The organism is Mixta sp. BE291 (assembly GCF_031457955.1).
Classification (GTDB): Bacteria; Pseudomonadota; Gammaproteobacteria; order Enterobacterales; family Enterobacteriaceae; genus Mixta.
The window spans coordinates 378,704-405,052 of sequence record NZ_JAVDXN010000001.1 but is presented as its reverse complement, the minus strand read 5'-3'; the positions used below and the strand labels follow the sequence as shown (position 1 = coordinate 405,052).

Here is a 26,349-nt window from a genome sequence, read left to right as displayed (position 1 = left end):
ATGATCCCCGCCGCGTTCTGTGGAATGATTGTGCCCCTGAAATAACAGAGAGAATGTCGAAACGACTATGCCTGAACAGATTCGCTATGCCCTGCCCGCCGCGGCAAACGATCAACGCCAGCTGGGAGAGCTAACCGGCGCTGCCTGCGCCGTTGAATGTGCGGAAATCGCCGAGCGTCACCCAGGGCTGGTGATGCTGATCGCACCTGATATGCAAACCTCGCTGCGCCTGCAGGATGAGATTCAACAGTTCACCCGCCAGCCGGTTATTAGCCTGGCCGACTGGGAAACGCTGCCGTTCGATAGCTTCTCTCCACATCAGGATATTATCTCTTCACGCCTCTCGACGCTCTATCGTCTGCCGACGCTGGAACGTGGCGTGCTGATCCTGCCGGTGACCACGCTGATGCAGCGCTACTGCCCGCACGACTTCCTGCACGGCCATGCGCTGGTGATGCATAAGGGGCAGCTGCTCTCGCGCGACCGGCTGCGCGATCAGCTGGAGCAGGCGGGCTATCGCCATGTCGATCAGGTCATGGAGCATGGCGAATACGCCACGCGCGGCGCGCTGCTTGACCTGTTCCCCATGGGCAGCGAACAGCCCTATCGTATCGACTTTTTCGACAATGAAATCGACAGCCTGCGGCTGTTTGATGTCGACAGCCAGCGCACGCTGGAAGAGGTGGAAGCGATTAACCTGCTGCCCGCCCATGAATTTCCCACCGATAAAGCCGCTATTGAGCTGTTCCGCAGCCAGTGGCGCGAACATTTTGATGTGCGCCGCGAGCCGGAGCATATCTATCAGCAGGTTAGTAAGGGCACGCTGCCCGCCGGGATCGAATATTGGCAGCCGCTGTTTTTTGAACAGCCGCTGGTGCCGCTGTTCAGCTACCTACCGCGCGATACGCTGGTGGTCAGCACCGGCGATCTGGAAGCGAGCGCGGAGCGCTTCTGGCAGGATATCATGGCGCGCTTCGAGAACCGCCGCGTGGATCCAATGCGTCCGCTGTTGCCGCCGGAGTCGCTGTGGCTGCGCACCGATGGGCTGTTCACTGAGTTAAAACAGTGGCCGCGCATCCGCATGAGCGGCGAAGCGCTGCCCGATAAAGCCGCGAACACCAACCTTGATTATCAACCGCTGCCGCCGCTGGCGGTAGAGCCGCAGGCGAAAGCGCCGCTGGAGCAGCTGCGCCACTTCCTGGAGGCGTTTGACGGCGCGGTGATCTTTTCCGTGGAGAGCGAAGGCCGTCGCGAAGCGTTGCAGGAGCTGTTGGCGCGCATCAAGCTCCAGCCGAAAGTGATTCAGCGCCTGAGCGAGGCCGACGCGCCCGGTCGTTATCTGATTATTGGCGCCAGCGAGCGCGGTTTTATCGATAACCTGCGCCAGCGCGCGCTGATCTGCGAAGGCGATCTGCTGGGCGAACGCGTGGCGCGCCGCCGTCAGGACACCCGCCGCACCATTAACCCGGATGTGCTGATCCGCAACCTGGCTGAACTGCATCCCGGCCAGCCGGTGGTGCATCTGGAACATGGCGTGGGCCGCTATATCGGCATGACCACGCTGGAAGCGGGCGGCATCAAAGCGGAATATCTGATGCTGGCCTACGCCAACGACGCCAAGCTGTATGTGCCGGTCTCTTCGCTGCATTTGATTAGCCGTTACGCGGGCGGCGCCGATGACAATGCGCCGCTGCATAAGCTGGGCAGCGATGCCTGGTCGCGGGCGCGTCAAAAAGCGGCGGAGAAAGTACGCGACGTAGCGGCTGAGCTGTTGGATATTTACGCGCAGCGCGCCGCGAAAGCGGGCTACGCCTTTAAATACGATCGCGAGCAGTATCAGCTGTTCTGCGACAGTTTCCCGTTTGAAACCACGCCCGATCAGGCTCAGGCGATTCATGCGGTGCTGAGCGATATGTGCCAGCCGCTGGCGATGGATCGTCTGGTTTGCGGCGACGTCGGCTTTGGTAAAACCGAAGTGGCGATGCGCGCCGCCTTTTTGGCGGTGGAAAACCACAAGCAGGTGGCGGTGCTGGTGCCCACTACCCTGCTCGCCCAGCAGCACTATGATAACTTCCGCGACCGCTTCGCTAACTGGCCGGTGCGTATCGAAATGCTTTCCCGTTTCCGCAGTGCCAAAGAACAGGCGCAGGTGCTGGAGCAGGCAAGCGAAGGCAAAATCGATATCCTGATCGGCACGCATAAGCTGCTGATGAGCGATCTGAAATGGCGCGATTTGGGGCTGCTGATTGTCGATGAGGAGCATCGCTTCGGCGTGCGCCATAAGGAGCGTATCAAGGCGATGCGCGCCGACGTCGATATTCTGACGCTCACCGCCACGCCAATCCCGCGTACGCTGAACATGGCGATGAGCGGCATGCGCGATCTGTCGATTATCGCCACGCCGCCCGCGCGCCGTCTGGCAGTGAAAACCTTTGTGCGGGAATATGACAGCCTGGTGGTGCGCGAAGCGATCCTGCGTGAAATCCTGCGCGGCGGCCAGGTCTATTATCTCTATAATGATGTGGAAAATATTGAGAAAGCGGCGCAGCGGCTGACGGATCTGGTGCCGGAGGCGCGCATTGCCGTGGGTCATGGGCAGATGCGCGAGCGCGATCTGGAGCGCGTGATGAACGATTTCCATCATCAACGTTTCAACGTGCTGGTCTGTACCACCATTATCGAAACCGGCATCGATATACCTACCGCCAATACTATTATCATTGAGCGCGCCGACCACTTTGGCCTGGCGCAGCTGCATCAGCTACGTGGACGCGTTGGCCGCTCGCATCATCAGGCCTATGCATGGTTGCTGACGCCGCCGCCGAAAGCCATGACTACCGATGCGCACAAGCGGCTGGAGGCGATTGCCTCGCTGGAAGATTTGGGCGCAGGTTTCGCGCTGGCTACCCACGATTTAGAGATCCGTGGCGCGGGCGAGCTGCTGGGCGAAGATCAGAGCGGCCAGATGGAAAGTATCGGCTTCTCGCTTTATATGGAGCTGCTGGAAAACGCGGTCGATGCGTTGAAAGAGGGTCGCGAGCCTTCGCTGGAGGATTTGACCAGCAATCAAACCGACATTGAGCTGCGTATGCCCGCGCTGCTGCCGGATGACTTTATCCCTGATGTGAATACGCGCCTGTCGTTCTACAAGCGTATTGCCAGCGCCAGCGACCGACGCGAGCTGGACGATTTGAAAGTGGAGTTAATCGATCGTTTCGGCAATCTGCCCGATGCGGCACGTAACCTGCTGGATATCGCCGCGCTGCGGCTGGATGCGCGTCAGCTGGGCATTCGACGCATCGAAGCCAGTGAAAAAGGCGGGTTTATTGAGTTTGCCGAGAAGAACTGTGTCGATCCCAGCTGGCTGATTGGCCTGCTGCAAAAAGATCCGCAGCAGTGGCGGCTGGAAGGGCCGACCCGCCTGAAGTTCACGCGTGAATTAGCCGAGCGTAAGCTGCGCATGACTTGGGTACGTGAGCTGATGGAGCAGATGCTGGAAAACCGGCTGGCGAGCTGAATAACTGGAAAGTAACGTTGAACGGGGCCGAACGGCCCCGTTTAATCGTAGCTTTATGCCCAAATGTGCAGAAAAGGTAGCAATGACTAACGGGGCCAAACGGCCCCGTTTAATCGCAGCTTTATGCCAAACATGTGCAGAAAAGGTAGCAATGATTAACGGGGCCGAACGGCCCCGTTGGTTTATGCCTGATTGCTGTTGCTGTTAAGAATAAGTTGCCCGTTCCGATCCAGCGGAATTCGGGTGCCGGGATCGCTCTCCATACGGATTTTCCCTTGCTGATCGCCAATTTTATAGGTGACGTCATAGCCCAGCATTTTATCTTGTTTATCGTAGACCGTTTTGCAGCGCTGTTCGGTGGTGGTATAGGTATCACGATCCTGCAGACCGCCCTGTACCTGATTACCGGCATAGCCGCCCGCCAGAGCGCCCGCTACCGTTGCCACATCCTTACCGCGTCCGCCGCCAAACTGATGCCCCAGAACCCCGCCCGCGACCGCACCCAGTACCGATCCAGTGATGCGATTCTCATCCTGTACCGCCCGACGATGGGTCAGCGTAACGTTGCGACACTCCTGACGTGGGTTTTTAATCGTTTCCTTGATGGGCGTTGCGGAAATAACCTGTGCGTATTGGGGAGCTGGATTAAACACGTTCATGCTGGCAACAGCGGCCACGCCTAAAGCAGCAACCATACCAATACCCACACCCGCTATCATTGATTTATTCACAGGAAAACCTCCTGACTCTGTTACCGCGCAATCCTGCTGCTGCCTGTTCCGTGGCAGTAAGCCCTACTCGGCGTGCGCGACTCGCCGTGGTAATTAATAAAAATTGTGCAGACCGGGACGAAAACCAGCAATCAGATAAAGGGAAGAAAAGCCGTGAAGCGGGATAAACAGAGGCTTTTCAGAGAGTTCTTAGCGGCAAACCTGTACCACCCGTCTCTGTTTTAGCCACTTTTCCCGCGCCCTTTTTTCCTGAACGTAGCCCCGATCACATAAACGCTTTATGCCGCTTCTTCACCCGATTCGCTTGCTGTCGCCTGAAATTCGTGGCATTTTGGAATCAATCATTTCCTTATAAAATAAATCATGGGCGGTTAACCATGCATAAAGCGAAAGAACGCGGACGCCCGCGTGAATTTGATACTGAGCTGGCGCTGGATCGGGCGATGCTGGTGTTTCGGCAAAAAGGGTTTCATGCCGCCTCCATTGCTGATTTGTCCATGGCGATGAACCTGACCGCTGGCAGCATCTATAAGGCGTTTACCGATAAACGCACCCTGTTTTTGCAGGTGTTTGAACGTTATCTCTCTCAGCGTAATGCCCTGTTACTACAGCGCCTTCAGCCGTGCACCACGGGCGGCGAAAAAATAGCGGAGCTGCTGAGATTCTATCTTGATTCCGCACGCGAGCTGGAAGGCAGGCATGGCTGTCTGGTGGTGGGTAGCGCCACGGAGCTGCAGGTGCTGGACAGTGAATTGTCCGAGCGGGTACGCCATGCCATTATGCGTAATAAAACGTTTTTTACCGCCCTGGTGCTGCAGGGGCAAAAAGATGGTTCCGTCTCGCCCGATCTTAACGTGGATAGTGCCGCAGAGCTGATCCTCTGTATTACCTTCGGCATGCGCGTGCTGGGAAAAATAACAAACGTGGCGCATCGGGAAGAGACCATTAAGCTGGCAATGAAGCTGCTGCGTTAAAAATTTATTCATTTAGGAAATGATCATTCCTTAAATATAGCTTAGCCGTATCGGCAAGCGCTAAAACACAGGAGCCAACATGGATACGCATACACCGACAACGGCAGCCCCGCTTCGCTATGTTAGCGCTGACCCTGCCAGCTGGCACGATCGGGATCTTGCTGATTTTCAGCATAGCTACGCGACGGTCGACGGCATCAGAATGCATTACGTCGCAGGCGGAAACGCACAGGGTGAAACGGTGGTTTTGTTAGCAGGCTTCCCACAGAGCTGGTATGCATGGCGTAAAGTCATGCAGCAGATGGGCGCGGCTTATCACATTATTGCCGTGGATCTGCCTGGTCAGGGAGATTCCGACCGCCCGCTAACCGGTTATGATACGCGCTCACTGGCGGAGAAGGTTCATGGCCTGTTGGCGCAGCTCAACGTCACGCGCTATTTTCTCGCCGCGCATGATATTGGTGCCTGGGTCGCCTGGCCCTATGCCATGCTCTACGCCAGCGAAGTTAAGCGCCTCGCCTTACTGGACGCGGGTATTCCTGGTATTACGCTGCCGGATGCTTTGCCCGTCACGCCGGATAAGGCCTGGAAAACCTGGCATTTTGCTTTTCATATGATTCCCGATCTGCCTGAGGCGCTGCTTACCGGACGCGAACGAATTTATATCGAGTGGTTTTTGAAAAGGAAAACCGCCTGCCCGGATGTTTTTTCAGATCAGGAGATTGATGAATATCTGCGCGTGCTGCTTGCCAGCGGTGGGTTACGCGCCGGTCTCGACTATTATCGTTCGGTTTCGCTTTCCGCCGCTCAGAATGCCGCCCTGCAACGGGAAGGAAAACTTAACGTGCCGGTGCTGGCCGTGAGCGCCGAGTTTGGTTCAATTCCCGATATGGCTGCGCCGTTGCGTGCTTTCGCCGCTGAGGTGACAGGCATTTTGGTGCCGCATTGCGGACATTTTTTACCGGAAGAGCAGCCGCAGGTCATGGCTAATGAGCTGAGCGCATTTTTTGTCTGAAAGGATGATCAGAAAGAAAGCAGCCCACGGAATGGGCTGCCTTACTGCGCGAACCTAGTGCAGTTTCAGACGCGGACGGATCACCCGGTTAATGCTGCCTACCAGCATCATCAGGCCGGTTTTGAAGTAGCCATGCAGCGCAATCTGGTGCATGCGATAAAGCGAAATATAGACGAAGCGCGCAATGCGCCCTTCCACCATCATCGAACCGCGCATCAGGTTACCCATCAGGCTGCCGACAGTGCTGAAACGCGAAAGCGAAACCAGCGAGCCGTGATCTTTATAAACGTACGGCTTCAGCGACTGCTTACGCATTTGCGCCAGGATGTTTTCCAGCGCCTTTGAGGCCATCTGGTGAGCCGACTGCGCACGCGGTGGCACAAATCCGCCTGACGGCAGCGCGCAAGAGGCGCAGTCGCCAATGGCGTAAATATCCTCATCCCGCGTGGTTTGCAGCGTATCTTTCACCACCAGCTGATTGATACGGTTGGTTTCCAGACCGCCGATATCTTTCATAAAATCTGGCGCTTTGATGCCTGCCGCCCAGACCATCAGATCCGCTTCAATAAAGTCGCCGCTTTTGGTGTGCAGACCGTTTTTATCCGCGCTGGTGACCATGGTTTGCGTCAGCACCTGCACGCCCAGTTTGGTCAGCTCCTGATGCGCCGCAGCGGAAATACGTGCCGGTAGCGCAGGCAGAATGCGTTCGCCCGCTTCCACCAGCGTGACGTTCAGCACCTGATTATCCAGCCCTTTATAGCCGTAGCTGTGCAGCTGTTTTACCGCGTTATGCAGCTCGGCGGAAAGCTCAACGCCCGTTGCGCCGCCGCCGACAATGGCGATATTGATTTTGCCCTGCTCATCAGCATTGGCGGAATATTTCAGGAACAGATTCAGCATTTCGTTGTGGAAACGCTGCGCCTGATGCGGATTATCGAGGAAGATACAGTGATCTTTCACGCCCGGCGTGCCGAAATCATTCGAGGTACTGCCCAGCGCCATGACCAGCGTGTCGTAAGGCACTTCGCGCGCGGGAACCAGCACTTCGCCCTGCGCATCACGAATTTCTGCCAGCTGTAGGCGCTTGTTTTCCCGATCGATATCGGTTAACGAACCCAGCTGGAATTGGAAATGATGGTTACGCGCATGAGCAAGGTAGCTTAGCGCGTCAATGCCTTCATCCAGCGATCCGGTGGCGACTTCATGCAGCAGCGGTTTCCATAAATGGCTGTGGTTACGATCAACCAGCGTTATTTCTGCTTTCTGGCGACGCCCCAGCTTGTGTCCAAGCTGCGTTGCCAGTTCCAGCCCACCGGCTCCCCCTCCAACGATAACAATCTTTCTTAACGGTGTAGTCAACATGACCCCCTCAAAATGTAAACCAAAAGTTAATCAAAGGTTAATAAAAACCTTAGTTAACATAGGGTTGCGACGTTAAATCGCGAGCTGAAATCAGAATAACATGGCGGGGTAAGTTGGTCATACCAAATTTGATGCAGATCAATTTTGCTGCAATAAGTCAGATTATTGCCCATAAAAAAACGGGCGATTGCCAGGCAATCCACCCGCCGGGCCGGTCTTAACCGAGGGTTTTAAACGCTTTGATGCGCTGTAAGTGGCGAGAAAGGCTGGGAAATTTGTGCGGCTGCTCTTCATCCCAGATAATTTCATACCAGGGCTGCAACGCTTCTGCCGTACGTTGGCTATCAAGAATGCCGTCGTGGCGCGACAGCAGCGTCAGGCTACGGTCGCGGTTTTTCTCGCGGAAATTACTGACGCACTTGGTGGCGATATCAAGGTACTCTTCCGGCCGATCGATTTTGCCCGTCATATTCTCCTGCGGCCACAGGTTGGGATTGACGATGACCTGACGAATATCACATAAAAAACCGATGCGCTCGGCCCAGAAAGCCCCCAGACCAACGCCGCAAATCAGCGGCCGTTCATCGACGTTCAGCAGCAGCATTTTGTCAGTCTCTTTTAACAAATGCTGCATATCATGTTTTGGATGGCGCGTGCTGTAACTGAGCAGACGCACATCTGGATCGATAAACTGCAGCTGCAACACTTTTTCATGGTTACCCGGACTTGTGGAATCGAAACCGTGCAGATAAATAATCATCACTATCCTCACCGTTGCTTAGCCTGCCGGGTTTCCCGTTAGTTACCCGACGCCTTATGGGCCAGCCAGCGCGCCTGTAATGCGCTCAGCTGCTGACTGGCATGCTGCCAGCGCGCAGAATCAAGCAGTTGCTGGCGGTTAAATGTTCCACGATGATACAGGCGGCTAACCTGCTCTGCTTTGATCGGCGGCAGGTTATCCAGCACGCTAACGGCGCCTTTACGATCGTTACACACCAGGATCATATCGCAACCTGCTTCCAGCGAGGCACGCGCTCGCTCCGCATAGCTGCCCATCACCGCTGCGCCTTCCATTGACAGGTCATCAGAAAAAATAATGCCGTTAAAGCCCAGTTCGGCGCGCAGCACCTGTTTCAGCCAGTAAGAGGAGCCGCTGGCCGGACGTGGATCCAGCTGGGTATAGATAACGTGGGCTGGCATAATCGCGTCCAGCGCTTGTTCATCGATCAGCTGCTGGAAGATCGCCATATCGTGCTGACGGATAACCGCGCCGTCGCGATCGTCGTGCGGCGTCTCTTTATGGGAGTCGGCGCTGACGGCGCCATGACCAGGGAAATGTTTGCCGGTGGTTTTCATTCCTGCTTCATGCATACCAGCGATAAAGCGGCGCGCCACCCGCAGCGCAATAGCGGGATCCTGATGGAAAGCGCGATCGCCAATGGCCGCGCTGATATGACCAATATCCAGCACCGGCGCGAAACTGATATCGATATCCATGGCCATCATCTCTGCGGCCATCAGCCAGCCTGCTTCCTGCGCCAGCCTGTCGGCCTGTTCGGGACTGTTCAACGCAGCAAAAGATTGCATCGCTGGCAATGTAGTAAAGCCGTCGCGGAAGCGCTGTACCCGCCCGCCTTCCTGATCCACCGCCACCACCAGCCGCGCATGAGATGCGGCCCGAATCTGACGTACCAGTTCGCTCAGCTGAGCGGGATCGTGATAGTTACGCGCAAATAAGATCAGACCGCCCACCAGCGGGTGCGCCAGAATTTCGCGCTCCTCGGCGTCCAGCTCATAGCTTGCCACATCCAACATTACCGGACCGGGTATCGACATGATGTATCCTCCTGTAAAAACTGGCGCACATCATAGCCGGAATGCGGAAAACGCGCGCTAAATTTGTCGCCAGGCGGTGATAGCCAGCTGATGCAGCGCCGGATCGCCGCTCTGCTCCCAGCGCAGCTGATACCAGCTTGCCATCAGCAGTTGCAGCCAGGGCTGCCAGCGCCGAACCTGACGTTGCAGCGCGCGCAGATCCAGCCGGTTAGTCTCGGCATAATCAGCCAGCAACGCCGTACGTTGCGCAGCATTCAGCTCATTGCCGCCGATGATGGCCGCCAGCTCCAGCGCGATATCGCCGTCGGCGGCATACTCCCAGTCAATCAGCCGCAAACCCTCGGGATGCGCCAGCAGGTTGCCGGGATGCACATCCATATGCAGCACGCCCAGCCGCAGCGGCGTCGGTTCCCCCTGGCGGGCCAGCTGATGCAGCCGTCGCAGCCAGCGCGGATTGCGTTGACGACACTGTTGCCAGTAATGGTGCAACAGCGGCAACAGCCGAAGCCGATAGCCGCTAAGCGGCTGATGATGCAGTTGGGTTAACAGCGCAATCAATTCTGGCTGACGCGCCAGGAACGCCGTCTGCGACAGCGTTTCGCCGGGTAGCCACTGCAACAGCAGCCAGCGTTGATTTATCGCCAGCGCATGCGGCGCCAGCCCGCTGAGCGCCAGATGCCGTAACAGCCGCCATTCCCGTCGCCGGGAGATAAAGGGGATCGGCTGCGGTGGGATACGCCGCGCCAGCCATGACTGCTGGCCGCACACCACTTTTCCGGAGAGCCCGGTCAGGCCGTTAAGTGGATAAAAAGAACCGGCAGACAAGGCTGCCGGTAAGTGTCTGTCAATCAGCGCCTGGAGGGCGTTATCAATGCTCGACGCTGCCATTGCCTGACCAGATAATTTCTCCGGTTTGCACCAGCATTAATTGCATTTGCAGCTCAGGTTGTTTCACATCGCCCTGCGCATTGCTGTAAAGCACATACTGCGCGCCAACGTAACGCGCCAGACCGATCGCTTTACTGCGCGAGTTCAGGCTGTCTTCGGGCGACAGCCCCAGCGTTTGTTTGGCCTGCGTCAGCTGCTGCGGCGTCACCAGGGTAAAGGTGTTGTTGCTCGCCAACGCGTTTTGCAGCGCGCTGGTTGCCTTGGCGGTTTGCAGGCTGCCGTTGGTGCTGTTTTTTATGCGATCCACCAGCAGCACGCTGCCGGGGGTCACGCCCTCTGCCTGTAACATCTGCGCGACCAGCGGCTGTACGCTGGCATCCCAGTTAATGGATTTCAGCTTTGGCGGCTGCGGCACCGTTTCGCCCGGCTGCGGGCTGGTAATCGGCGGCGGCTGCACCACAACCGGCGGCGATGGCTGAACCGGCTCTACCGGTGCGGGTTGTTGCTGTTGATTATTGATACAGCCCGCCAGAACAAATGCCAGCAGCATAACGCCGGAGAGTTTTAAACGCCTGAACACGGTATTTCCCCTTACAAATAAAGATAGAGACGAACTTTACTGGCCATCAGATTGCCTATCTGCGAACTGATTTCCACCCGCTGATTTGCCGGAACCACCAACGTGCGCGGCGTTTCAAAAGGCTGAATTTCAAGGCCTTTATCGTCATACCAGTAGAAACGGTAATGTACGGTTACCGGTTTGTTTTGCTGATTTTCCAGCGAGCTTACCGCTCGCTGCTGTCCGGCCTGTTCAGAAAGCGTGGGCTTGCTGGGCAAAATCCCCGCAGAGAGCACCGACGACTCCATGATCAGCGACTGGGAAGTATTTATTCCCGTTTTATCGCTGCTACAGGCGGTCAGCGTCAGAATCAGCGACAGGCTGGTTAATAAGGCGCGCATGATGGCGTTCCGCTCGTTAATTAATGGCTTAGCATCGGCCCGAGCGGGCTACCACCGACCAGGTGCATATGGATATGATAAACTTCCTGCCCGCCGTGGCGATTGCAGTTCACGATCAGCCGGTAACCCTCCTCAGCAATGCCCTCTTGTTTGGCAATCTTCGCCGCAACGGTAAACATCCGTCCCATCGCCTGCTCGTGTGCTTCGCTGACATCGTTAGCGGTCGGGATCAAAATATTCGGCACGATCAACACGTGAGTGGGCGCTTTTGGCGAGATGTCGCGGAACGCCGTAACCAGTTCGTCCTGATAGACGATATCAGCGGGAATTTCACGACGAATAATTTTACTGAAAATGGTTTCTTCAGCCATGATGCATATCCTTAGCAGAGAAGTAAGCATGGAGTATGAGCGAGAATTTCGTTTTCTTTCAACCTTCCTGCCGTTTTTCTTTTATTTCCCCTGCCGTAGTGCCACTTTTTTGTACACCCCTGCGATGCCGGACGATTTTTTGTGCGGCTTTTCGCATTCCGGTGCGCTTACCCTTCCAAAAATAAAACGCCGTTTTATAAATTAGATGCCGGGCAGGTTTTCCTTTGTTTTTTTGCCACTCTGCCCGTTTCCTTAGCAAAACCGCGAAGGTTTGCCCTCTTCCGCCATTCTACCTTCGAGGTAATCCGTCTGAGCTGTCGGAGTCCGTGCGTTTTCACTGGTTATGACGAGGAGATTAACAATGCCAGCGCGTAAAATAGGTTTACGGCACTACCTGGCTTATGGATCGGGCGACTTCCTGGGGGCCGGCACTACCGCCCTGACGGCAGCCTGGCTGCTCTATTTCTATACCACGTTCTGCGGCCTGACGCCGATCGAAGCGACGTTTATCTTTGCCATGGCGCGTGTGCTGGATGCGGTGGTTAGCCCGCTGATGGGCTTTCTTACCGATAATTTTGGCTCTACCCGGCTTGGTAAACGCTTTGGCCGCCGTAAGTTCTTTATTCTGCTCGGCATCCCCTGCGTCTTCAGCTATAGCCTGATGTGGGTCGGCGATATGAGCTATCTCTATTACCTGCTGACCTACCTGCTGTTTGATATTGTCTACACCATGATTCTGGTGCCCTACGAAACGCTGGTGCCGGAAATGACGGACGATTTCAAAAAGAAAACCAAGTTTTCCGGCGCGCGTATTGCGCTGGCGCAGCTTTCCGCCATCCTGGCCGCCTTCCTGCCGGGCGTGCTGATTAATCACTTCGGTAAAGACAACGCGGTCTCCTTCTTTTATGCCAGCCTGGTTTTTTCGGTGATTTGCGCCATCGTTCTGACGCTGGTGTGGTTCTTTACCTGGGAACGCGCCCCGGAAGATTTTTCTGAGGAGTCACGGCGCGCTGAGGCGGAAAAACAGCAGCTGACGCTGGCGCAGAGCCTGAAGCGCCTCTATGTCGAGCTGGCGTCCACCTTCCGCGTACGTATTTTCCGGCAGCATCTGGGGATGTACCTTGGCGGCTATATTGCGCAGGATGTGTTCAACGCCGTTTTTACCTGGTATGTGGTGTTTGTGCTGATGCAGAGCGCGCAGATCGCCTCTAACCTGATGGGCACCATGGCTATTCTGCAGTTTATCGCCGTCATGGGCATGATCCCGCTCTGTATTCGCCTCGGGCCTGCGCCCTCCTATCGCCTGGTGGTCACGCTGTTTGGTGTTAGCGCCCTCTCCTACGCCGGGCTCTGGTACACCGGCATGAACGACAATATGGCGCTGCTGGTACTGATCTCTGCGCTGGCGGGGCTGGGTCGTGGCGGCATTAACTATGTGCCGTGGAATATCTATACCTATATCGCAGATGTGGATGAGGTCATTACCGGCCAGCGCCGTGAAGGGATTTTCGCCGGTATTATGACCCTGACGCGTAAAGCGTCGCAGGCGGGCGCGGTAATGCTGGTGGGCATTGTGCTACAGCTTTCCGGCTTTGTTTCCGGGCAGGCGAATCAGAGCGACAGCGTGCAGCACACCATTCTGTTGATTCTGAGCGTAGGTACGCTATGCGTGCTGGCGATCGGCTTCTTTATCTCCCTGCGCTTCCGCCTGAACCTGCAAACGCATTCGGTGCTGCGTGAAGAGACGCAAAAAATGCGCCAGGCGGGACGTCCGGTGCCGGAAAGCCTCACGCCTGACGCCCGGGCAACGGTAGAAACGCTGGCCGGATTGCCTTATGAAAACCTGTGGGGCAACAACAATATCGGCTTCCTTAACCGCCATAAATCCCCGGCGCCGACGCTGCGGCCTGCTCAGGCCCTGGGCGCGGTGCAGCCACATACGTTAAAACGATAGGATCTGAATGATGACGGTATTTCCTGTAAAACATAGCGCTTTACTGCGTCAGCCTGAATTTCTGCTGCCACGTTCCGAACTGGTGACGCTGATTGAAAAACTCACCAACAATCTGGTGGCGATTACCGACGAAAGCGGTGAATTTCTGCTACGTCTGGATGATGGTCGGGTGATTGATACCAAAGGCTGGGCGGGCTGGGAGTGGACGCACGGCATCGGGCTGTATGGCATGTATCACTACTATCAGCAAACGGGCGATGCCAAAACGCTGGCGATTATTGATGACTGGTTTCAGCAGCGGCTGGCGGAAGGCACGCCGACTAAAAACGTGAATACCGTTTGCCCGCTGTTAACCCTGGCTTACCGTTATGAAGAGACGCGGAATCCTGCGCTGTTGCCGGTGCTGGAGCGTTGGGCTGAATGGGTGATGTATGAAATGCCGCGCACCGAACAGGGCGGCCTGCAGCATATTGTGTATAACAATGAGAACCACCAGCAGCTGTGGGACGACACGCTGATGATGAGCGTAGTGCCGCTGGCGAAAATCGGCAAGCTGCTTAACCGTCCGGAATATGTTGAGGAAGCGAGCTACCAGTTTTTACTGCATGTGCAGTATCTGATGGATCGCGAGACCGGCCTGTGGTTTCACGGCTGGAACTTCGATGGACGTCATAATTTTGCTAAAGCACGCTGGGCGCGCGGCAACAGCTGGCTAACCATTGTGATCCCGGAATTTATTGAGCTGATGGCATGGCCGGAGCAACACGCCACGCGCCGCTTCCTGCAACAGGTGCTGGAAAGTCAGGTCGCGGCGCTGCGTCAATGGCAGCATGAAAGCGGACTGTGGCATACGCTGCTGGACGATCGCGACAGCTATCTGGAAGCCTCCGCTACCGCCGGTTTCGCCTACGGCATATTAAAAGCGGTACGTAAGCGTTATCTGTCACGTGAGTATCTGCCGATGGCCGAACAGGCAGTGAAAGGCGTGATGCAGCATATCAATAGCGACGGCGAATTGACGCAGGTCTCTTTCGGCACCGCGATGGGCAGCGACCTCGACTATTATCGCCAGATCCCGTTGACCTCCATGCCTTATGGCCAGGCGATGGCGCTGCTCTGTCTGACGGAATATCTGCGCGTTTATCTTTAATCATATAACGTAAAAAGGCGAGCCGAAGCTCGCCTTTGCTGTGTGCATCAGTGATTAACTGTTGCGAATATAGTCGTCCATTTCGGTTTTCAGGTTATCGGACTTGGTGCCGAAAATCGCCTGAACACCAGAGCCTGCCACGACCACACCGGCAGCGCCCAGTTTTTTCAGGCCAGCCTGATCCACTTTGGATACGTCGGCCACGCTCACGCGCAGACGAGTAATACAGGCATCCAGGTTGGTAATGTTCTCTTTCCCACCAAACGCGGTAACCAGATTGGCCGCCATTTCGTTTGCTGTACCGGTTGACTGCTCAGTCGTGGTCTCTTCACGGCCCGGCGTTTTCAGGTTCAGCTTCGCGATCAGTACGCGGAAGATGGAGTAGTAAACCAGACCGTAAATGATACCGATAATCGGGAACAGCCAGATTTTGCTGCTGTTGCCGCTCAGCACGATAAAGTCGATCAGACCGTGTGAGAAGCTGGTACCGTCACGCATGCCAAGCAGGATACAGATCGGGAAGGCCAGACCTGCCAGGATGGCGTGGATAGCGTACAGAATCGGCGCAACGAACATGAACGAGAACTCGATCGGTTCGGTAATACCGGTCAGGAACGAGGTCAGCGCGGCGGAGATCATGATGCCGCCCACTTTTGCACGGTTTTCTGGTTTCGCTGAGTGCCAGATAGCGATCGCCGCCGCTGGCAGACCATACATTTTAAACAGGAAGCCGCCGGAAAGTTTGCCTGCGGTCGGGTCACCCGCCATATAACGCGGAATATCGCCGTGGAATACTTGTCCTGCTGCGTTGGTAAACTCACCGATCTGCATCTGGAAAGGAACGTTCCAGATATGGTGCAGGCCGAACGGCACCAGCGAGCGCTCAATTAAGCCGTACAGGCCAAAAGCGACCACCGGGTTCTGATACGCTGCCCACTGGGAGAAGTCCTGAATCGCGGTGCCGATCGGCGGCCAGATAAAGGAAAGGATAACGCCCAGAATAATCGCCGCCATACCGGAAATAATCGGTACGAAACGTTTACCGGCAAAGAAGCCCAGATACTCAGGCAGCTTGATGCGGTAGAAGCGGTTAAACATATAGGCCGCGATGGAACCGGCAATGATGCCGCCCAACACACCGGTATCTGCCAGATGCTGTGCAGCGATCTGTTCGGCGGGTAAATGCAGCACCAGCGGCGCGACAACCGCCATGGTTTTCACCATGATGCCGTAAGCGACGACGGCAGCCAGCGCCGAAACGCCGTCGTTATTGGTAAAGCCTAACGCCACACCGATAGCAAATATCAGCGGCATGTTGGCAAACACTGACCCGCCCGCTTCCGCCATCACATGTGAAACTACGGCTGGCAACCATGAAAAGTTTGCCGAGCCGACACCCAATAAAATACCGGCGATCGGCAGAACCGATACCGGTAGCATGAGCGATTTACCGACCTTTTGCAGGTTTGCAAATGCGTTCTTAAACATATTGTGGAACTCCTGAGTATGAGTGCTTTTAATCGCGTGGTACGCGCGGCAAAAGAGGGAGGATCTTCTGCCATTGGAGCTTGTTAAGGCTCTCTGGATTTATTACGAAGAGTAAAATAAATCTGGTCTGTTTTGTTTGATACCTGTCACGTTTCGCCTATCAGGCGGCTAACCTTTAGGATATTTTTTATTGTTTCGCCATCTTTTGTACAGAAAAAACCACAAGTGCAGCGTTTTTGGCGCTGCACTTTACGCTGTTAGTCGATTAATTACGAGCCTTGAAAAAAGTTAAGCGGGCGTGTCGGTTAACCGTGACAGAGGGACGTGGAAAAGGTTAGAAAAGTTCTGCGTTGTGGCCTGCGCCAGCGTTTCCAGGTCGACGCCTTTAAGCACGGCCATATACTCTGCTACATCGCGGGTAAACGCCGGTTGGTTTTCTTTGCCGCGATGCGGTACTGGCGCCAGATAAGGGGAATCCGTTTCTACCAGCATGCGATCCAGCGGAACATAGCGCGCTGCCTCGCGTAACGCTTCTGCATTACGGAAGGTTACGATGCCGGAAAAAGAGATATAAAAGCCCATATCCAGCAGTTTGGCTGCGGTATCCCGATCTTCGGTAAAACAGTGCAGCACGCCGCTGCACTCCTCTGCCCGTTCTTCGCGCAGAATCGCCAGCGTATCTTCACGCGCATCGCGCGTATGCACAATCACCGGCTTGTTAAGCTGACGGCCTACGCGGATATGTTCGCGGAAAGAGGCCTGCTGACGCGCCATGGTTTCCCGCTGGTAATAGTAATCCAGTCCGGTTTCACCCATGGCAATAACGCGGGGATCGGCGGCCAGCTGCGCCAGTTCAGCGAAATCCCACTCTTCTTCCTGATTCAGCGGATGGACGCCACAGGACCAGGCCACATTAGGGCGGTCGCCCAACAGCTGCGCCATGGCTTTGAAACCGGGCAGCGTGGTCGCCACCGCCAGCATAAATTTAACGTCACGCGCGGCGGCCTTCGCCAGCACATCGTCCACATCTTTATGCAGCGTCTCATAATTCAGGCCATCAAGATGGCAATGGGAATCAACTAAAAACATAACAATTCTCTTGGTTAATCAGCCCGCGTTGTCGCCGCAGGGCTGAGTAAGGTTTCCCAGTTTAATAACTGTTCGGTAAGCAATAATTCGCGGTTGACCGCAACAATGTGCATCAGGCGCTCCCGGCAAAGCAGCCATTGCCGCAGGCTTTTATCCAGCGCGGCAGCCGGTAAACGTTGCGCCAGCTGCGTAATCAGCGCGGGCTGATCGACATTGGCGAGAAACCGATCGCCGCTGTGCTGCCACTTCAGCGCATCTGTTAACAGCGAGACCAGCCAGCCAATCCTTTCAGCAACATTATCGTGATTAAGCTGCGGCAACAGCGTCAGCACATCGCCCGCCAGCGCGCCGGAGAGCGTGGAGCACAATGCCTGGCGCTGTTCCCAGTGTTGCTTCTCCAGCAGCGTCAGCGCGGCGGCAGGCGCGCCGCTACTCAGGCGCAGCGCAGTTAACATCGCCTCATGCGATCCCGCGTTCTGCTTTTGCAGCCAGCTAAGGCTCTGCGCCTCGTCAGGCGGGGCCAGATGAAGCCGCAGGCAGCGGCTGCGTAACGTAGGCAGCAGCCTTGAGGGCTCTGCGCTACCCAGGAAAAACCAGCTGTTCTGCGGTGGTTCTTCCAGCGTTTTTAACAGTGCGTTAGCCGCCGCTTCCGTTAGCTGCTCCGCGTTCGGCAGCCACACCACTTTGGCGCCGCCCTGCTGGGCATGATGAAACAGGATTTCGTTAACATCGCGCACCGCATCGATCCCCAGCGCGCTTTTGCCTTTCTCCGCCGCCAGTCGATGCCAGTCAGGATGCGTGCCCGCCATCATCAACTGGCAACCATGACAGTGACCGCAGCTTTTTAGTCCATCGCGCCGCTGACATAACAACCAGCGGCTTACCGCCCAGATTAACGCGGCGTCGCCCATGCCCGGTAAAGCCTGCACCAGCACGGCATGATGCGCCCGGCCCGCCTGATGCTGGCTAATCAGCTGGCGATAAACAGGATTGAGCCACGGATACCAGTTCATTATTTCTGCTCCGCCAGCCAGGCTTGCAGCACCGCTTTAAGTGACAACGTCACCTGCTCCAGTGGTTGGCTGGCATCAATAGTCTTAATAGATGCATCGCTGGCTGCCAGCGCCTGATAGCGTTCACGGGTACGCATAAAGAAATTCAGCGATTCCTGTTCAATGCGATCCAACTCGCCGCGCGCGCGAGCGCGCTTCAGGCCGATCTCCGGCGTGACATCCAGATAAAGCGTCAGGTGGGGACGAAAATCGCCCAGCACCGCATCGCGTAGCGTCTGCATTAACCGCTGGTCGATACCGCGCCCGCCGCCCTGATAAGCCTGCGAAGAGAGGTCGTGGCGGTCGCCTACCACCCACGCGCCACGCGCCAGCGCCGGTTTAATCACCGTTTCCACCAGTTGCACGCGCGCGGCATACAGCATCAGCAGTTCAGCTTTATCCGTTATCTTTTCCCCTTCCAGACCCTGCTTGATAAGATCGCGCAGCTTCTCCGCCAACGGCGTTCCGCCTGGCTCGCGGGTAAAGACAATATCGCTAATGCCCTGCTCGCGCAGCTGTTCGACAATGCAGTCGCGCGCGGTGGTTTTCCCGGCGCCTTCCAGCCCTTCGATCACAATAAACTTAGCGTGCATTTTTTTCCTTCATGGTCATGCGCCAGGCCTGCACGGCCCGATTGTGGCTGGCCAGGTTGGTGGTAAAGGTATGTCCGCCCTTGCCGTCGGCGACAAAATAGAGATAGTTGCTTTTCACCGGATGCGCCGCAGCTTCAAGCGAGGCTTTACCCGGCAACGCAATCGGTCCCGGTGGCAGCCCGTTAATGGTGTAAGTGTTATAAACCGTCGGCGTTTCCAGGTCTTTACGCGTCAGCGTGCCGTTATATTTCTCACCCATGCCGTAAATCACCGTGGGATCGGTTTGCAAACGCATGCCAATCCGCAGACGGTTGATAAATACCGAGGCGACTTTGGTACGCTCGGTGCCGACCGCCGTCTCTTTTTCAATGATAGAGGCCATGGTCACTAAATCATTGGGCGTTTTATAGGGCAAATCCGCCATGCGGTTCTCCCAGATGTTCGCCACTTCCGTTTTCATCCGCTGGTGCGCGCGCTGTAACAGCGCCACATCGCTGGTATTGGCGGTATAAAGCCAGGTATCCGGCCAGAGCCAGCCCTCAAGATTTTCATCCGCTTTCAGCCCCAGCGCCGCCGCCACTGTCTCCGGCCGATCGTCTTTCAACGTATGCTTGATCCACGGCGAGCTGCGTAACGCCTGCAGCACATCCTGCAGCCGGGTGCCTTCGGTAAAGCGTACCGGGAACTGCGCCTCTTTGCCGCTGGCCAGCAGCGTCAGCAGTTGACGCACATTCATGCCCGCTTCCAGCCGATAGGTTCCCGCTTTGAACTCTGCCAGTTCCGGTTCCAGCTTCAGCAGCACGCCAAACCACGGCGTCGGTTTAATGATATGCTGACTTTCCAGCTGCGCTTCCAGCGCAAGACGCCCGGTACCGGCCGGTAGAGTGAAGATTTTTTCCTGGTTAAGGGTTAATGGCGAAGCGGCAAACTGACGCACCTGCCAGTAACCTATAGCGGCGGCAGCCGCTAACAGCAGCGCTACGGCGGCTAAAATCTTTATTTTTCGAGTCATGATCAATCCATTATTAGCAATCCGGCAGCAGCCGCTGATAAAGCGTACGGGAGCGGTAATGCCACTGCTCAATCTGCCGTACCGGCAGTAACGGCATCAGCGCGTTAGAGATAAATACCTCATCCGCTTCCGCCAGCGCCTGTGGCTCTTCCCGCACCTGCTGACAAACGTAACCGAGCTGCCCGGCCAGCGCGATAATGCGCCTGCGCATAATCCCGTTGACGCCTGCACCGCCGACAGCGGGCGTGAACAGCTGGTTTTCTTTGCGCCAGAATAAATTAGCCGCACAGCATTCCACCAGCTTACCCTCGGTGTCAAGCACCAGCGCCTCATCGGCGCCGCTCTGCTCAAGCCGTGTGCGAATCAGCACCTGCTCCAGCCGGTTAAGGTGTTTGATTCCGGCAAGCTGCGGATTAATGCCAAGGCGCACCGGGCTGATGGCCAGGCGGACGCCGCTTGCACGCAGCGCGGCATAGTGCGCAGGCGCGGCAGACAGCATGATTATTCGTACGGGCTGCTCGCATCCTGCGGCGCTATAGCCACGCCCGCCAGAACCGCGTGACAGTATCACTTTCAGCACGCCCTCGCCCTGCTGCGCGCTTGCGGCTGCGTGCAGCATTTCCCGTTGTAGTCGATGCCAGTCAACGCCCTGGATCATCAACACCGAAGCCGCTTCTTGCAGGCGTTGCAGGTGCGCCTCCAGCCAGGCTATTTCCCCCTGCTGCAGACGCGCGGTGGTAAAACAGCCGTCGCCATAGTGTAAAGCGCGATCGCTAACCGCGATCTGTTGCTGGCGCTCGCCATTAATCCAAATCATTTGCTCCCTCGTTGGCTGCTGATGGTGACTTAAGCTTACCGCGCTGGCGCTCAGGTTACCGCCCTGCGCGGCCCGGCGTTGTTCAGATGCAAAAAAGGCCCGCAAAGCGGGCCTCAGAGAGCAATAATGTTGTTACACGCGACGGAAAATCAGCGAGCCGTTAGTGCCGCCGAAACCGAAGGAGTTACACAGCGCATATTCCAGATCTTTAACCTGACGTGCGGTATGCGGTACGAAATCGAGATCGCAGCCTTCATCCGGATTATCAAGGTTAATGGTTGGCGGAATAGCCTGATCGCGCAGCGCAAGGATCGAATAGATAGATTCGACCGCGCCTGCCGCACCCAGCAGGTGACCGGTCATCGACTTCGTCGAGCTGACCATCACGCTGGACGCCGCCGCGCCAAACACCGACTTAACCGCCTGCGCTTCAGCTTTATCGCCAGCTGGCGTTGAGGTGCCGTGAGCGTTAACGTAGCCCACCTGCTCCGGCGTCAGCTGCGCATCTTTCAGCGCATTGGTCATCGCCAGCGCCGCACCTGCGCCATCTTCCGGCGGTGAGGTCATATGGTAGGCATCGCTGCTCATACCAAAGCCTACCAGCTCAGCGTAGATTTTCGCGCCGCGCTTTTTCGCATGCTCATACTCTTCCAGCATGATAATGCCCGCGCCATCGCCCAGCACAAATCCATCGCGATCTTTATCCCACGGACGGCTGGCCGCCTGCGGGTTATCGTTACGCGTGGAAAGTGCGCGCGCCGCGCCAAAGCCGCCGACGCCCAAAGGCGAACTGGCTTTTTCCGCGCCGCCAGCCAGCATCGCATCCGCATCGCCATAGGCGATCATACGCGCGGCATGGCCGATGTTATGCACGCCGGTGGTACAGGCCGTTGCAACAGAGATGCTGGGACCACGCAGGCCGTACATAATGGTCAGGTGACCGGCCACCATATTAACAATGGTAGAAGGCACAAAGAACGGACTGATTTTACGCGGGCCGCCTTTTACCAGCGACGCGTGGTTTTCTTCAATCAGCCCTAACCCGCCAATGCCTGAGCCGATAGCCGCGCCGACACGCGTTGCGTTCTCTTCGGTAATGACCAGGCCGGAATCCTGCATGGCCTGTACGCCAGCGACAACTCCATATTGAATGAAGGCGTCCATCTTGCGCTGTTCTTTGCGCGAGATGATCTCTTCACAATTAAAATCCTTTACTAAGCCAGCAAAACGCGTTGCGTAGGCACTAGTATCGAAATGGTCGATCAGGCTGATGCCACTCTGCCCGGCAAGGAGAGCACTCCAGGTTGACTCTACGGTATTGCCGACAGGAGACAACATGCCAAGACCGGTCACAACTACACGACGCTTAGACACGTTCGTCCTCCAGGGAGGGAAAGATGGATACTATAGTGGGACGGATAAAAAACTCAGGCGGTCGAGTGACCGCCTGATGGTAGTTCATTAGGCCTGATGGCTATTGATGTAATCAATGGCTGCCTGAACGGTAGTGATCTTCTCAGCTTCTTCGTCCGGAATCTCAGTATCAAACTCTTCTTCCAGAGCCATTACCAGCTCAACGGTATCAAGAGAATCAGCGCCCAGATCTTCAACGAAAGATTTTTCGTTGGTGACTTCTTCCTGCTTAACGCCAAGCTGCTCGGAGATGATTTTCTTAACGCGTTCTTCGATAGTGCTCATACTATTAAATTTCCTATCAAAACTCGCTTTCGCGATGGTTTTCGTAGTGTATAAAAAGTTGGAAAAGATGCAACTCAATCCCGGCTGGTCCAACCACGATTTGACGCTATTTTGCGGCTATTACCGCAATTAACGCAAATAATTTTCGTAATTATCAGACCATGTACATTCCGCCATTGACATGCAGCGTCTCACCAGTGATGTACGCTGCCTCGTCAGAGGCTAAAAATGCAACGGCATTGGCGATTTCCTGCGCGTCGCCAAGACGACCTGCAGGGACTTCGGCCAAAATGCCAGCGCGCTGATCGTCGCTCAACGCGCGCGTCATGTCGGTTTCAATGAAACCAGGAGCCACGACGTTAACGGTAATACCACGTGACGCAACTTCGCGCGCCAGTGACTTGCTGAAGCCGATCAAACCCGCTTTTGCTGCCGCGTAGTTTGCCTGGCCCGCATTACCCATGGTACCAACAACGGAACCGATGGTAATGATACGGCCCACACGTTTTTTCATCATGGCACGCAGAACCGCTTTCGATAAGCGGAAAACGGAGGTCAGATTGGTATCCACAATGGACTGCCACTCGTCATCCTTCATGCGCATCAGGAGATTATCACGCGTAATGCCAGCATTATTGACTAAAATATCCACCTCGCCAAATTCGGCGCGGATATTTTCCAGTACGCTTTCAATTGACGCGGGATCGGTCACATTCAGCAGTAAACCTTTACCGCTCTCTCCCAGGTAGGCGCTGATCGCGTCCGCACCGCTCTGGCTGGTAGCCGTGCCGATAACTTTCGCACCGCGTGCCACCAGCGTCTCCGCAATAGCGCGGCCGATACCACGGCTGGCGCCGGTTACCAGGGCAATTTTTCCTTCGAAGCTCATTTTTATCCTCTGTTATTGTTCAAGCGCCGCTGCCAGGCTGGCGGCGTCATTTACCGCCGAGGCTGTCAGGGTGTCAACAATACGTTTAGTCAGGCCCGTCAGGACTTTACCCGGACCGACTTCCAGCAGCGAGCTCACGCCCTCTGCCGCCATAAATTCTACGCAACCCGTCCAGCGTACCGGGCTATAAAGCTGGCGCACCAGCGCGCTGCGAATCGCTTCTGGCGAGGTTTCGCATTTTACATCAACATTATTCACCACCGGCAAGGCTGGCGCGTTAAATGTGATGTTTTCCAGCGCGACCGCCAGTTTATCGGCGGCAGGCTTCATCAGGGCACAGTGCGACGGCACGCTTACCGGCAGCGGCAGCGCACGCTTTGCGCCTGCGGCTTTACAGGCGGCACCCGCACGTTCAACCGCCTCTTTATGACCGGCGATCACCACTTGACCCGGCGAGTTGAAATTCACCGGTGAGACCACCTGCCCCTGCGCGGCCTCTTCGCACGCCTGCTGAATGGCGGCATCGTCAAGGCCGATAATCGCCTGCATCGCGCCGGTACCGGCCGGTACCGCTTCCTGCATCAGTTTCCCGCGCAGCTCAACCAGTTTAATCGCTTCGGCAAAATCGAGCACGCCTGCACAAACCAGCGCAGAGTATTCGCCCAGGCTGTGTCCGGCCATCATGGCTGGCGTTTTACCGCCTTTTTGCTGCCACAGACGAAAAAGCGCAACCGAGGCGGCCAGCAGCGCAGGCTGCGTTTGCCAGGTTTTATTTAATTCTTCCGCCGGGCCCTGCTGCGTCAGCTGCCAAAGGTCGTAACCTAACGCGTCGGACGCTTCTTTAAACGTCGCTTCGACGATTGGATTGGCCGCAGCCAGCTCGGCCAGCATGCCAACGGTTTGCGAACCCTGACCCGGGAAAACCATTGCAAATTGCGTCATCGTTTGTTCCTTCGATTAAAAACGAACCAGAGCCGAGCCCCAGGTGAATCCACCACCAAAGGCCTCCAGCAGAACCAGCTGGCCCGGCTGAATACGTCCATCGCGCACCGCTTCATCCAGCGCAGCCGGTACGGAAGCCGCAGAGGTGTTGCCATGACGATCGAGCGTGATGACGACTTTATCCATGCCCATACCCAGCTTTTTCGCCGTGGCTTTAATAATGCGCAGGTTAGCCTGATGCGGCACCAGCCAGTCGATTTCCGTGCGCTCAAGGTTGTTGGCCGCCAGCGTCTCATCAACGATATGCGCCAGTTCCGTTACCGCAACCTTAAACACTTCATTACCGGACATCGTCAGGTAAGCGGGTTGATCCTGCTGCGCACGATCCTGATAAGGCAGCGTCAGCAGTTGACCGTAACGGCCATCGGCGTGGAGATGGGTAGAGATAATGCCAGGCTCTTCGCTGGCGGAAAGCACGACGGCGCCTGCGCCATCGCCAAACAGAATAATGGTGCCGCGATCGCTGGGATCGAGGGTACGCGCCAGCACATCGGCGCCAATCACCAGCGCATGTTTTACCGCGCCGTTTTTAATGTATTGATCGGCCACGCTCAGGCCATAGGTGAAGCCCGCACAGGCAGCCGCCAGATCGAAAGCCGCGCAATCTTTGATTGCCAGCATATTCTGGATCATACAGGCTGAGCTGGGGAAAGCATGGCTGCCAGAGGTGGTGGCGACGATAATCAGTCCGATATCATCTTTACTTACGCCCGCCATCTCCAGCGCGCGCTCGGCGGCTTCGAAGCCCATTGTTGCAACGGTTTCATCGGGTGCGGCGATACGACGTTCACGAATGCCGGTACGCGTCACAATCCACTCGTCCGAGGTATCCACCATTTTTTCCAGATCGGCGTTAGTCCGCACCTGAGCGGGCAGATAGCTGCCCGTACCGATAATTTTGGTATACATGTCCGCTCAATCACTCCTGGCTAATACAGCCTTTAAGCGCGCAGCAATCCGCTCCGGGACTTGCCGCCGCACTGCCTGCTCTGCCTGTTCGATCGCGGCGGCAAAAGCGCGTTGATTTGCCGCGCCGTGGCTCTTGATTACCGTGCCACGCAATCCCAACAGACAGGCGCCATTATATTGGTCGGGGTTCAGATGTCCGAAACGCTTAGCCAGACGTTTTTTAATCCAGCGCTCCAGCAGTTTCATCCACCACGCCCGCTTTTTTCCTTCGCCTGAGGTTTTCAATAGCGAAAGAAACATTCTCACCACGCCTTCCAGGGTTTTCAGCGTGACATTGCCCACGAAACCGTCGCAAACCAGCACATCGGTTCTGCCGGTCAGCAGATCGTTACCTTCAAGGTAGCCGATATAATTGATATGCGGCGATCCCCTGAGCTGTTCCGCCGCTTCACGAATCGAATTCAGCCCTTTGCTTTCTTCCTGGCCGATATTCAGCAATGCCACGCGCGGTCGTTCTATGGCGAAGACTTCTTCCGCCATCACCGCACCCATAATGGCAAACTGCACCAGCATGGCACTGTCAGATTCAACGTTAGCGCCTAAATCCAGCACCACCGTATTCCCGCGTTGCTGATTCGGCAACACGGTCGTTAACGCCGGGCGCTCAATGCCGTCCAGCGGTTTTAATAACAGTTTCGCCAGCCCCATCAGGGCGCCGGTATTCCCTGCACTAACACAGGCCTGGGCCTTGCCCTCTTTCACCAACTCAAGCGCGATGCGCATAGAGCTACCGCGACTTTGGCGAATAGCCTGAGAAGGTTTGGCATCACTGGCGATAACCGATTCGGCAGGGATAACCTGCAGACGCCGTTTGACAGCGGAATCAGCTTTAGCAAGTAATGGCGTGATAGCGGCGGAGTCGCCGATCAGAAGAAGCTGTAATTGCGAATGTAAGGCCAGTGCCTGCAAAGCTGCAGGCACTGTCACGCAGGGACCGAAGTCCCCGCCCATAGCATCAATGGCCAGGGTCAAACGTGTCAAA

Annotated in this window: 25 protein-coding genes; 5 read left to right on the top strand and 20 right to left on the bottom strand. The window is 56.1% G+C overall.

The features are described 5' to 3' along the window. Positions 1 to 67: 67 nt before the first annotated feature. Positions 68 to 3,517, top strand: a complete 3,450-nt coding sequence (gene mfd / locus J2X14_RS01840) for a transcription-repair coupling factor (protein ID WP_352409510.1) — start codon at positions 68 to 70, stop codon at positions 3,515 to 3,517. Between the two features lie 182 nt (positions 3,518 to 3,699). Here mfd and J2X14_RS01835 read toward each other — a convergent pair whose 3' ends face one another. Next, entirely contained in the window at positions 3,700 to 4,248 is a 549-nt protein-coding gene (locus J2X14_RS01835; RefSeq protein ID WP_352409509.1) for a glycine zipper 2TM domain-containing protein, read from the bottom strand. A gap of 377 nt (positions 4,249 to 4,625) precedes the next feature. On the opposite strand from J2X14_RS01835, the gene J2X14_RS01830 reads away from it, so the two are divergent. After that, positions 4,626 to 5,222, top strand: coding sequence for a TetR/AcrR family transcriptional regulator (locus J2X14_RS01830; RefSeq protein WP_352409508.1), 597 nt, complete (start codon positions 4,626 to 4,628; stop codon positions 5,220 to 5,222). A gap of 79 nt (positions 5,223 to 5,301) precedes the next feature. Then, positions 5,302 to 6,237, top strand: coding sequence for an alpha/beta fold hydrolase (locus tag J2X14_RS01825; RefSeq protein ID WP_352409507.1), 936 nt, complete (start codon positions 5,302 to 5,304; stop codon positions 6,235 to 6,237). 54 nt (positions 6,238 to 6,291) lie between these two features. On the opposite strand, the gene J2X14_RS01820 is transcribed toward J2X14_RS01825, so the two are convergent. The 7 genes from J2X14_RS01820 to hinT all read right to left on the bottom strand — a co-directional run bounded on the left by J2X14_RS01820 (position 6,292) and on the right by hinT (position 11,654). After that, entirely contained in the window at positions 6,292 to 7,596 is a 1,305-nt protein-coding gene (locus J2X14_RS01820) for an NAD(P)/FAD-dependent oxidoreductase (RefSeq protein WP_352410116.1), read from the bottom strand. A 220-nt stretch (positions 7,597 to 7,816) separates the two neighbouring features. Beyond that, positions 7,817 to 8,359, bottom strand: a complete 543-nt coding sequence (gene ycfP / locus J2X14_RS01815; RefSeq protein WP_352410115.1) for an alpha/beta hydrolase YcfP — start codon at positions 8,357 to 8,359, stop codon at positions 7,817 to 7,819. Positions 8,360 to 8,397: 38 nt separating this feature from the next. Further along, on the bottom strand, positions 8,398 to 9,414 hold the full coding sequence (nagZ, locus tag J2X14_RS01810) for a beta-N-acetylhexosaminidase (RefSeq protein ID WP_352410114.1): 1,017 nt from the start codon (positions 9,412 to 9,414) through the stop codon (positions 8,398 to 8,400). 78 nt (positions 9,415 to 9,492) lie between these two features. Next, complete coding sequence (gene thiK, locus J2X14_RS01805; protein WP_352409506.1) at positions 9,493 to 10,323, bottom strand: thiamine kinase; 831 nt, start codon at positions 10,321 to 10,323, stop codon at positions 9,493 to 9,495. Beyond that, on the bottom strand, positions 10,304 to 10,873 hold the full coding sequence (lpoB, locus tag J2X14_RS01800) for a penicillin-binding protein activator LpoB (protein ID WP_352410113.1): 570 nt from the start codon (positions 10,871 to 10,873) through the stop codon (positions 10,304 to 10,306). Before lpoB ends, thiK begins: the two co-directional genes overlap by 20 nt. Before the next feature lie 41 nt (positions 10,874 to 10,914). After that, the gene (locus tag J2X14_RS01795) at positions 10,915 to 11,283 is read right to left on the bottom strand and encodes a YcfL family putative periplasmic lipoprotein (RefSeq protein WP_352409505.1); all 369 of its coding nucleotides are present in this window, start codon (positions 11,281 to 11,283) and stop codon (positions 10,915 to 10,917) included. Positions 11,284 to 11,303: 20 nt separating this feature from the next. Beyond that, a complete protein-coding gene (gene hinT, locus J2X14_RS01790) occupies positions 11,304 to 11,654 on the bottom strand; it encodes a purine nucleoside phosphoramidase (RefSeq protein WP_352409504.1) in 351 nt (116 codons plus the stop codon). Positions 11,655 to 12,015: 361 nt separating this feature from the next. Here hinT and J2X14_RS01785 point away from each other — a divergent pair, with 361 nt between their 5' ends. Both J2X14_RS01785 and bglB read left to right on the top strand, forming a co-directional pair. After that, positions 12,016 to 13,608, top strand: coding sequence for an MFS transporter (locus J2X14_RS01785; protein WP_352409503.1), 1,593 nt, complete (start codon positions 12,016 to 12,018; stop codon positions 13,606 to 13,608). A gap of 10 nt (positions 13,609 to 13,618) precedes the next feature. After that, positions 13,619 to 14,758: a beta-galactosidase BglB gene (gene bglB / locus J2X14_RS01780; RefSeq protein WP_352410112.1), complete on the top strand. Its 1,140-nt coding sequence runs from the start codon at positions 13,619 to 13,621 to the stop codon at positions 14,756 to 14,758. Between the two features lie 54 nt (positions 14,759 to 14,812). Here bglB and ptsG read toward each other — a convergent pair whose 3' ends face one another. From ptsG to plsX, 12 genes are all read right to left on the bottom strand, one after another. Beyond that, the gene (gene ptsG, locus J2X14_RS01775; RefSeq protein ID WP_352409502.1) at positions 14,813 to 16,246 is read right to left on the bottom strand and encodes a PTS glucose transporter subunit IIBC; all 1,434 of its coding nucleotides are present in this window, start codon (positions 16,244 to 16,246) and stop codon (positions 14,813 to 14,815) included. 288 nt (positions 16,247 to 16,534) lie between these two features. Then, entirely contained in the window at positions 16,535 to 17,335 is an 801-nt protein-coding gene (locus tag J2X14_RS01770; RefSeq protein WP_352409501.1) for a metal-dependent hydrolase, read from the bottom strand. A 14-nt stretch (positions 17,336 to 17,349) separates the two neighbouring features. Next, on the bottom strand, positions 17,350 to 18,348 hold the full coding sequence (holB, locus tag J2X14_RS01765) for a DNA polymerase III subunit delta' (RefSeq protein ID WP_352409500.1): 999 nt from the start codon (positions 18,346 to 18,348) through the stop codon (positions 17,350 to 17,352). Next, positions 18,348 to 18,980 carry a dTMP kinase gene (tmk, locus tag J2X14_RS01760; protein WP_352409499.1) on the bottom strand — a complete coding sequence of 211 codons (633 nt, stop codon included), beginning with the start codon at positions 18,978 to 18,980 and terminating at the stop codon, positions 18,348 to 18,350. Before tmk ends, holB begins: the two co-directional genes overlap by 1 nt. Next, a complete protein-coding gene (gene mltG / locus J2X14_RS01755) occupies positions 18,970 to 19,992 on the bottom strand; it encodes an endolytic transglycosylase MltG (protein ID WP_352409498.1) in 1,023 nt (340 codons plus the stop codon). The genes tmk and mltG overlap by 11 nt, the downstream gene beginning before the upstream one ends. Positions 19,993 to 20,005: 13 nt before the next feature. Next, entirely contained in the window at positions 20,006 to 20,809 is an 804-nt protein-coding gene (gene pabC / locus J2X14_RS01750) for an aminodeoxychorismate lyase (RefSeq protein ID WP_352409497.1), read from the bottom strand. A 132-nt stretch (positions 20,810 to 20,941) separates the two neighbouring features. Continuing rightward, positions 20,942 to 22,183 carry a beta-ketoacyl-ACP synthase II gene (fabF, locus tag J2X14_RS01745; RefSeq protein ID WP_352409496.1) on the bottom strand — a complete coding sequence of 414 codons (1,242 nt, stop codon included), beginning with the start codon at positions 22,181 to 22,183 and terminating at the stop codon, positions 20,942 to 20,944. 87 nt (positions 22,184 to 22,270) lie between these two features. Next, positions 22,271 to 22,507, bottom strand: a complete 237-nt coding sequence (gene acpP / locus J2X14_RS01740; RefSeq protein WP_085072106.1) for an acyl carrier protein — start codon at positions 22,505 to 22,507, stop codon at positions 22,271 to 22,273. A gap of 154 nt (positions 22,508 to 22,661) precedes the next feature. Further along, positions 22,662 to 23,396 carry a 3-oxoacyl-ACP reductase FabG gene (fabG, locus tag J2X14_RS01735; protein ID WP_352409495.1) on the bottom strand — a complete coding sequence of 245 codons (735 nt, stop codon included), beginning with the start codon at positions 23,394 to 23,396 and terminating at the stop codon, positions 22,662 to 22,664. A 12-nt stretch (positions 23,397 to 23,408) separates the two neighbouring features. Next, positions 23,409 to 24,338 carry an ACP S-malonyltransferase gene (fabD, locus tag J2X14_RS01730; protein ID WP_352409494.1) on the bottom strand — a complete coding sequence of 310 codons (930 nt, stop codon included), beginning with the start codon at positions 24,336 to 24,338 and terminating at the stop codon, positions 23,409 to 23,411. 15 nt (positions 24,339 to 24,353) lie between these two features. Then, positions 24,354 to 25,307, bottom strand: coding sequence for a beta-ketoacyl-ACP synthase III (locus J2X14_RS01725; protein WP_352409493.1), 954 nt, complete (start codon positions 25,305 to 25,307; stop codon positions 24,354 to 24,356). A gap of 6 nt (positions 25,308 to 25,313) precedes the next feature. Continuing rightward, positions 25,314 to 26,348 (bottom strand): phosphate acyltransferase PlsX, encoded by a 1,035-nt coding sequence (gene plsX, locus J2X14_RS01720; RefSeq protein ID WP_352409492.1) that lies wholly within the window; start codon positions 26,346 to 26,348, stop codon positions 25,314 to 25,316. Position 26,349 lies beyond the last annotated feature (1 nt).

Coding starts and splice junctions, on each gene's coding strand:
- mfd (WP_352409510.1), top strand. CDS start 68: ATGCCTGAACAGATTCGCTATGCCCTGCCCGCCGCGGCAAACGATCAA.
- J2X14_RS01830 (WP_352409508.1), top strand. CDS start 4,626: ATGCATAAAGCGAAAGAACGCGGACGCCCGCGTGAATTTGATACTGAG.
- J2X14_RS01825 (WP_352409507.1), top strand. CDS start 5,302: ATGGATACGCATACACCGACAACGGCAGCCCCGCTTCGCTATGTTAGC.
- ycfP (WP_352410115.1), bottom strand. CDS start 8,359: ATGATTATTTATCTGCACGGTTTCGATTCCACAAGTCCGGGTAACCAT.
- nagZ (WP_352410114.1), bottom strand. CDS start 9,414: ATGTTGGATGTGGCAAGCTATGAGCTGGACGCCGAGGAGCGCGAAATT.
- thiK (WP_352409506.1), bottom strand. CDS start 10,323: ATGGCAGCGTCGAGCATTGATAACGCCCTCCAGGCGCTGATTGACAGA.
- lpoB (WP_352410113.1), bottom strand. CDS start 10,873: ATGCTGCTGGCATTTGTTCTGGCGGGCTGTATCAATAATCAACAGCAA.
- J2X14_RS01795 (WP_352409505.1), bottom strand. CDS start 11,283: ATGCGCGCCTTATTAACCAGCCTGTCGCTGATTCTGACGCTGACCGCC.
- hinT (WP_352409504.1), bottom strand. CDS start 11,654: ATGGCTGAAGAAACCATTTTCAGTAAAATTATTCGTCGTGAAATTCCC.
- J2X14_RS01785 (WP_352409503.1), top strand. CDS start 12,016: ATGCCAGCGCGTAAAATAGGTTTACGGCACTACCTGGCTTATGGATCG.
- bglB (WP_352410112.1), top strand. CDS start 13,619: ATGACGGTATTTCCTGTAAAACATAGCGCTTTACTGCGTCAGCCTGAA.
- ptsG (WP_352409502.1), bottom strand. CDS start 16,246: ATGTTTAAGAACGCATTTGCAAACCTGCAAAAGGTCGGTAAATCGCTC.
- J2X14_RS01770 (WP_352409501.1), bottom strand. CDS start 17,335: ATGTTTTTAGTTGATTCCCATTGCCATCTTGATGGCCTGAATTATGAG.
- holB (WP_352409500.1), bottom strand. CDS start 18,348: ATGAACTGGTATCCGTGGCTCAATCCTGTTTATCGCCAGCTGATTAGC.
- tmk (WP_352409499.1), bottom strand. CDS start 18,980: ATGCACGCTAAGTTTATTGTGATCGAAGGGCTGGAAGGCGCCGGGAAA.
- mltG (WP_352409498.1), bottom strand. CDS start 19,992: ATGACTCGAAAAATAAAGATTTTAGCCGCCGTAGCGCTGCTGTTAGCG.
- pabC (WP_352409497.1), bottom strand. CDS start 20,809: ATGATTTGGATTAATGGCGAGCGCCAGCAACAGATCGCGGTTAGCGAT.
- acpP (WP_085072106.1), bottom strand. CDS start 22,507: ATGAGCACTATCGAAGAACGCGTTAAGAAAATCATCTCCGAGCAGCTT.
- fabG (WP_352409495.1), bottom strand. CDS start 23,396: ATGAGCTTCGAAGGAAAAATTGCCCTGGTAACCGGCGCCAGCCGTGGT.
- fabD (WP_352409494.1), bottom strand. CDS start 24,338: ATGACGCAATTTGCAATGGTTTTCCCGGGTCAGGGTTCGCAAACCGTT.
- J2X14_RS01725 (WP_352409493.1), bottom strand. CDS start 25,307: ATGTATACCAAAATTATCGGTACGGGCAGCTATCTGCCCGCTCAGGTG.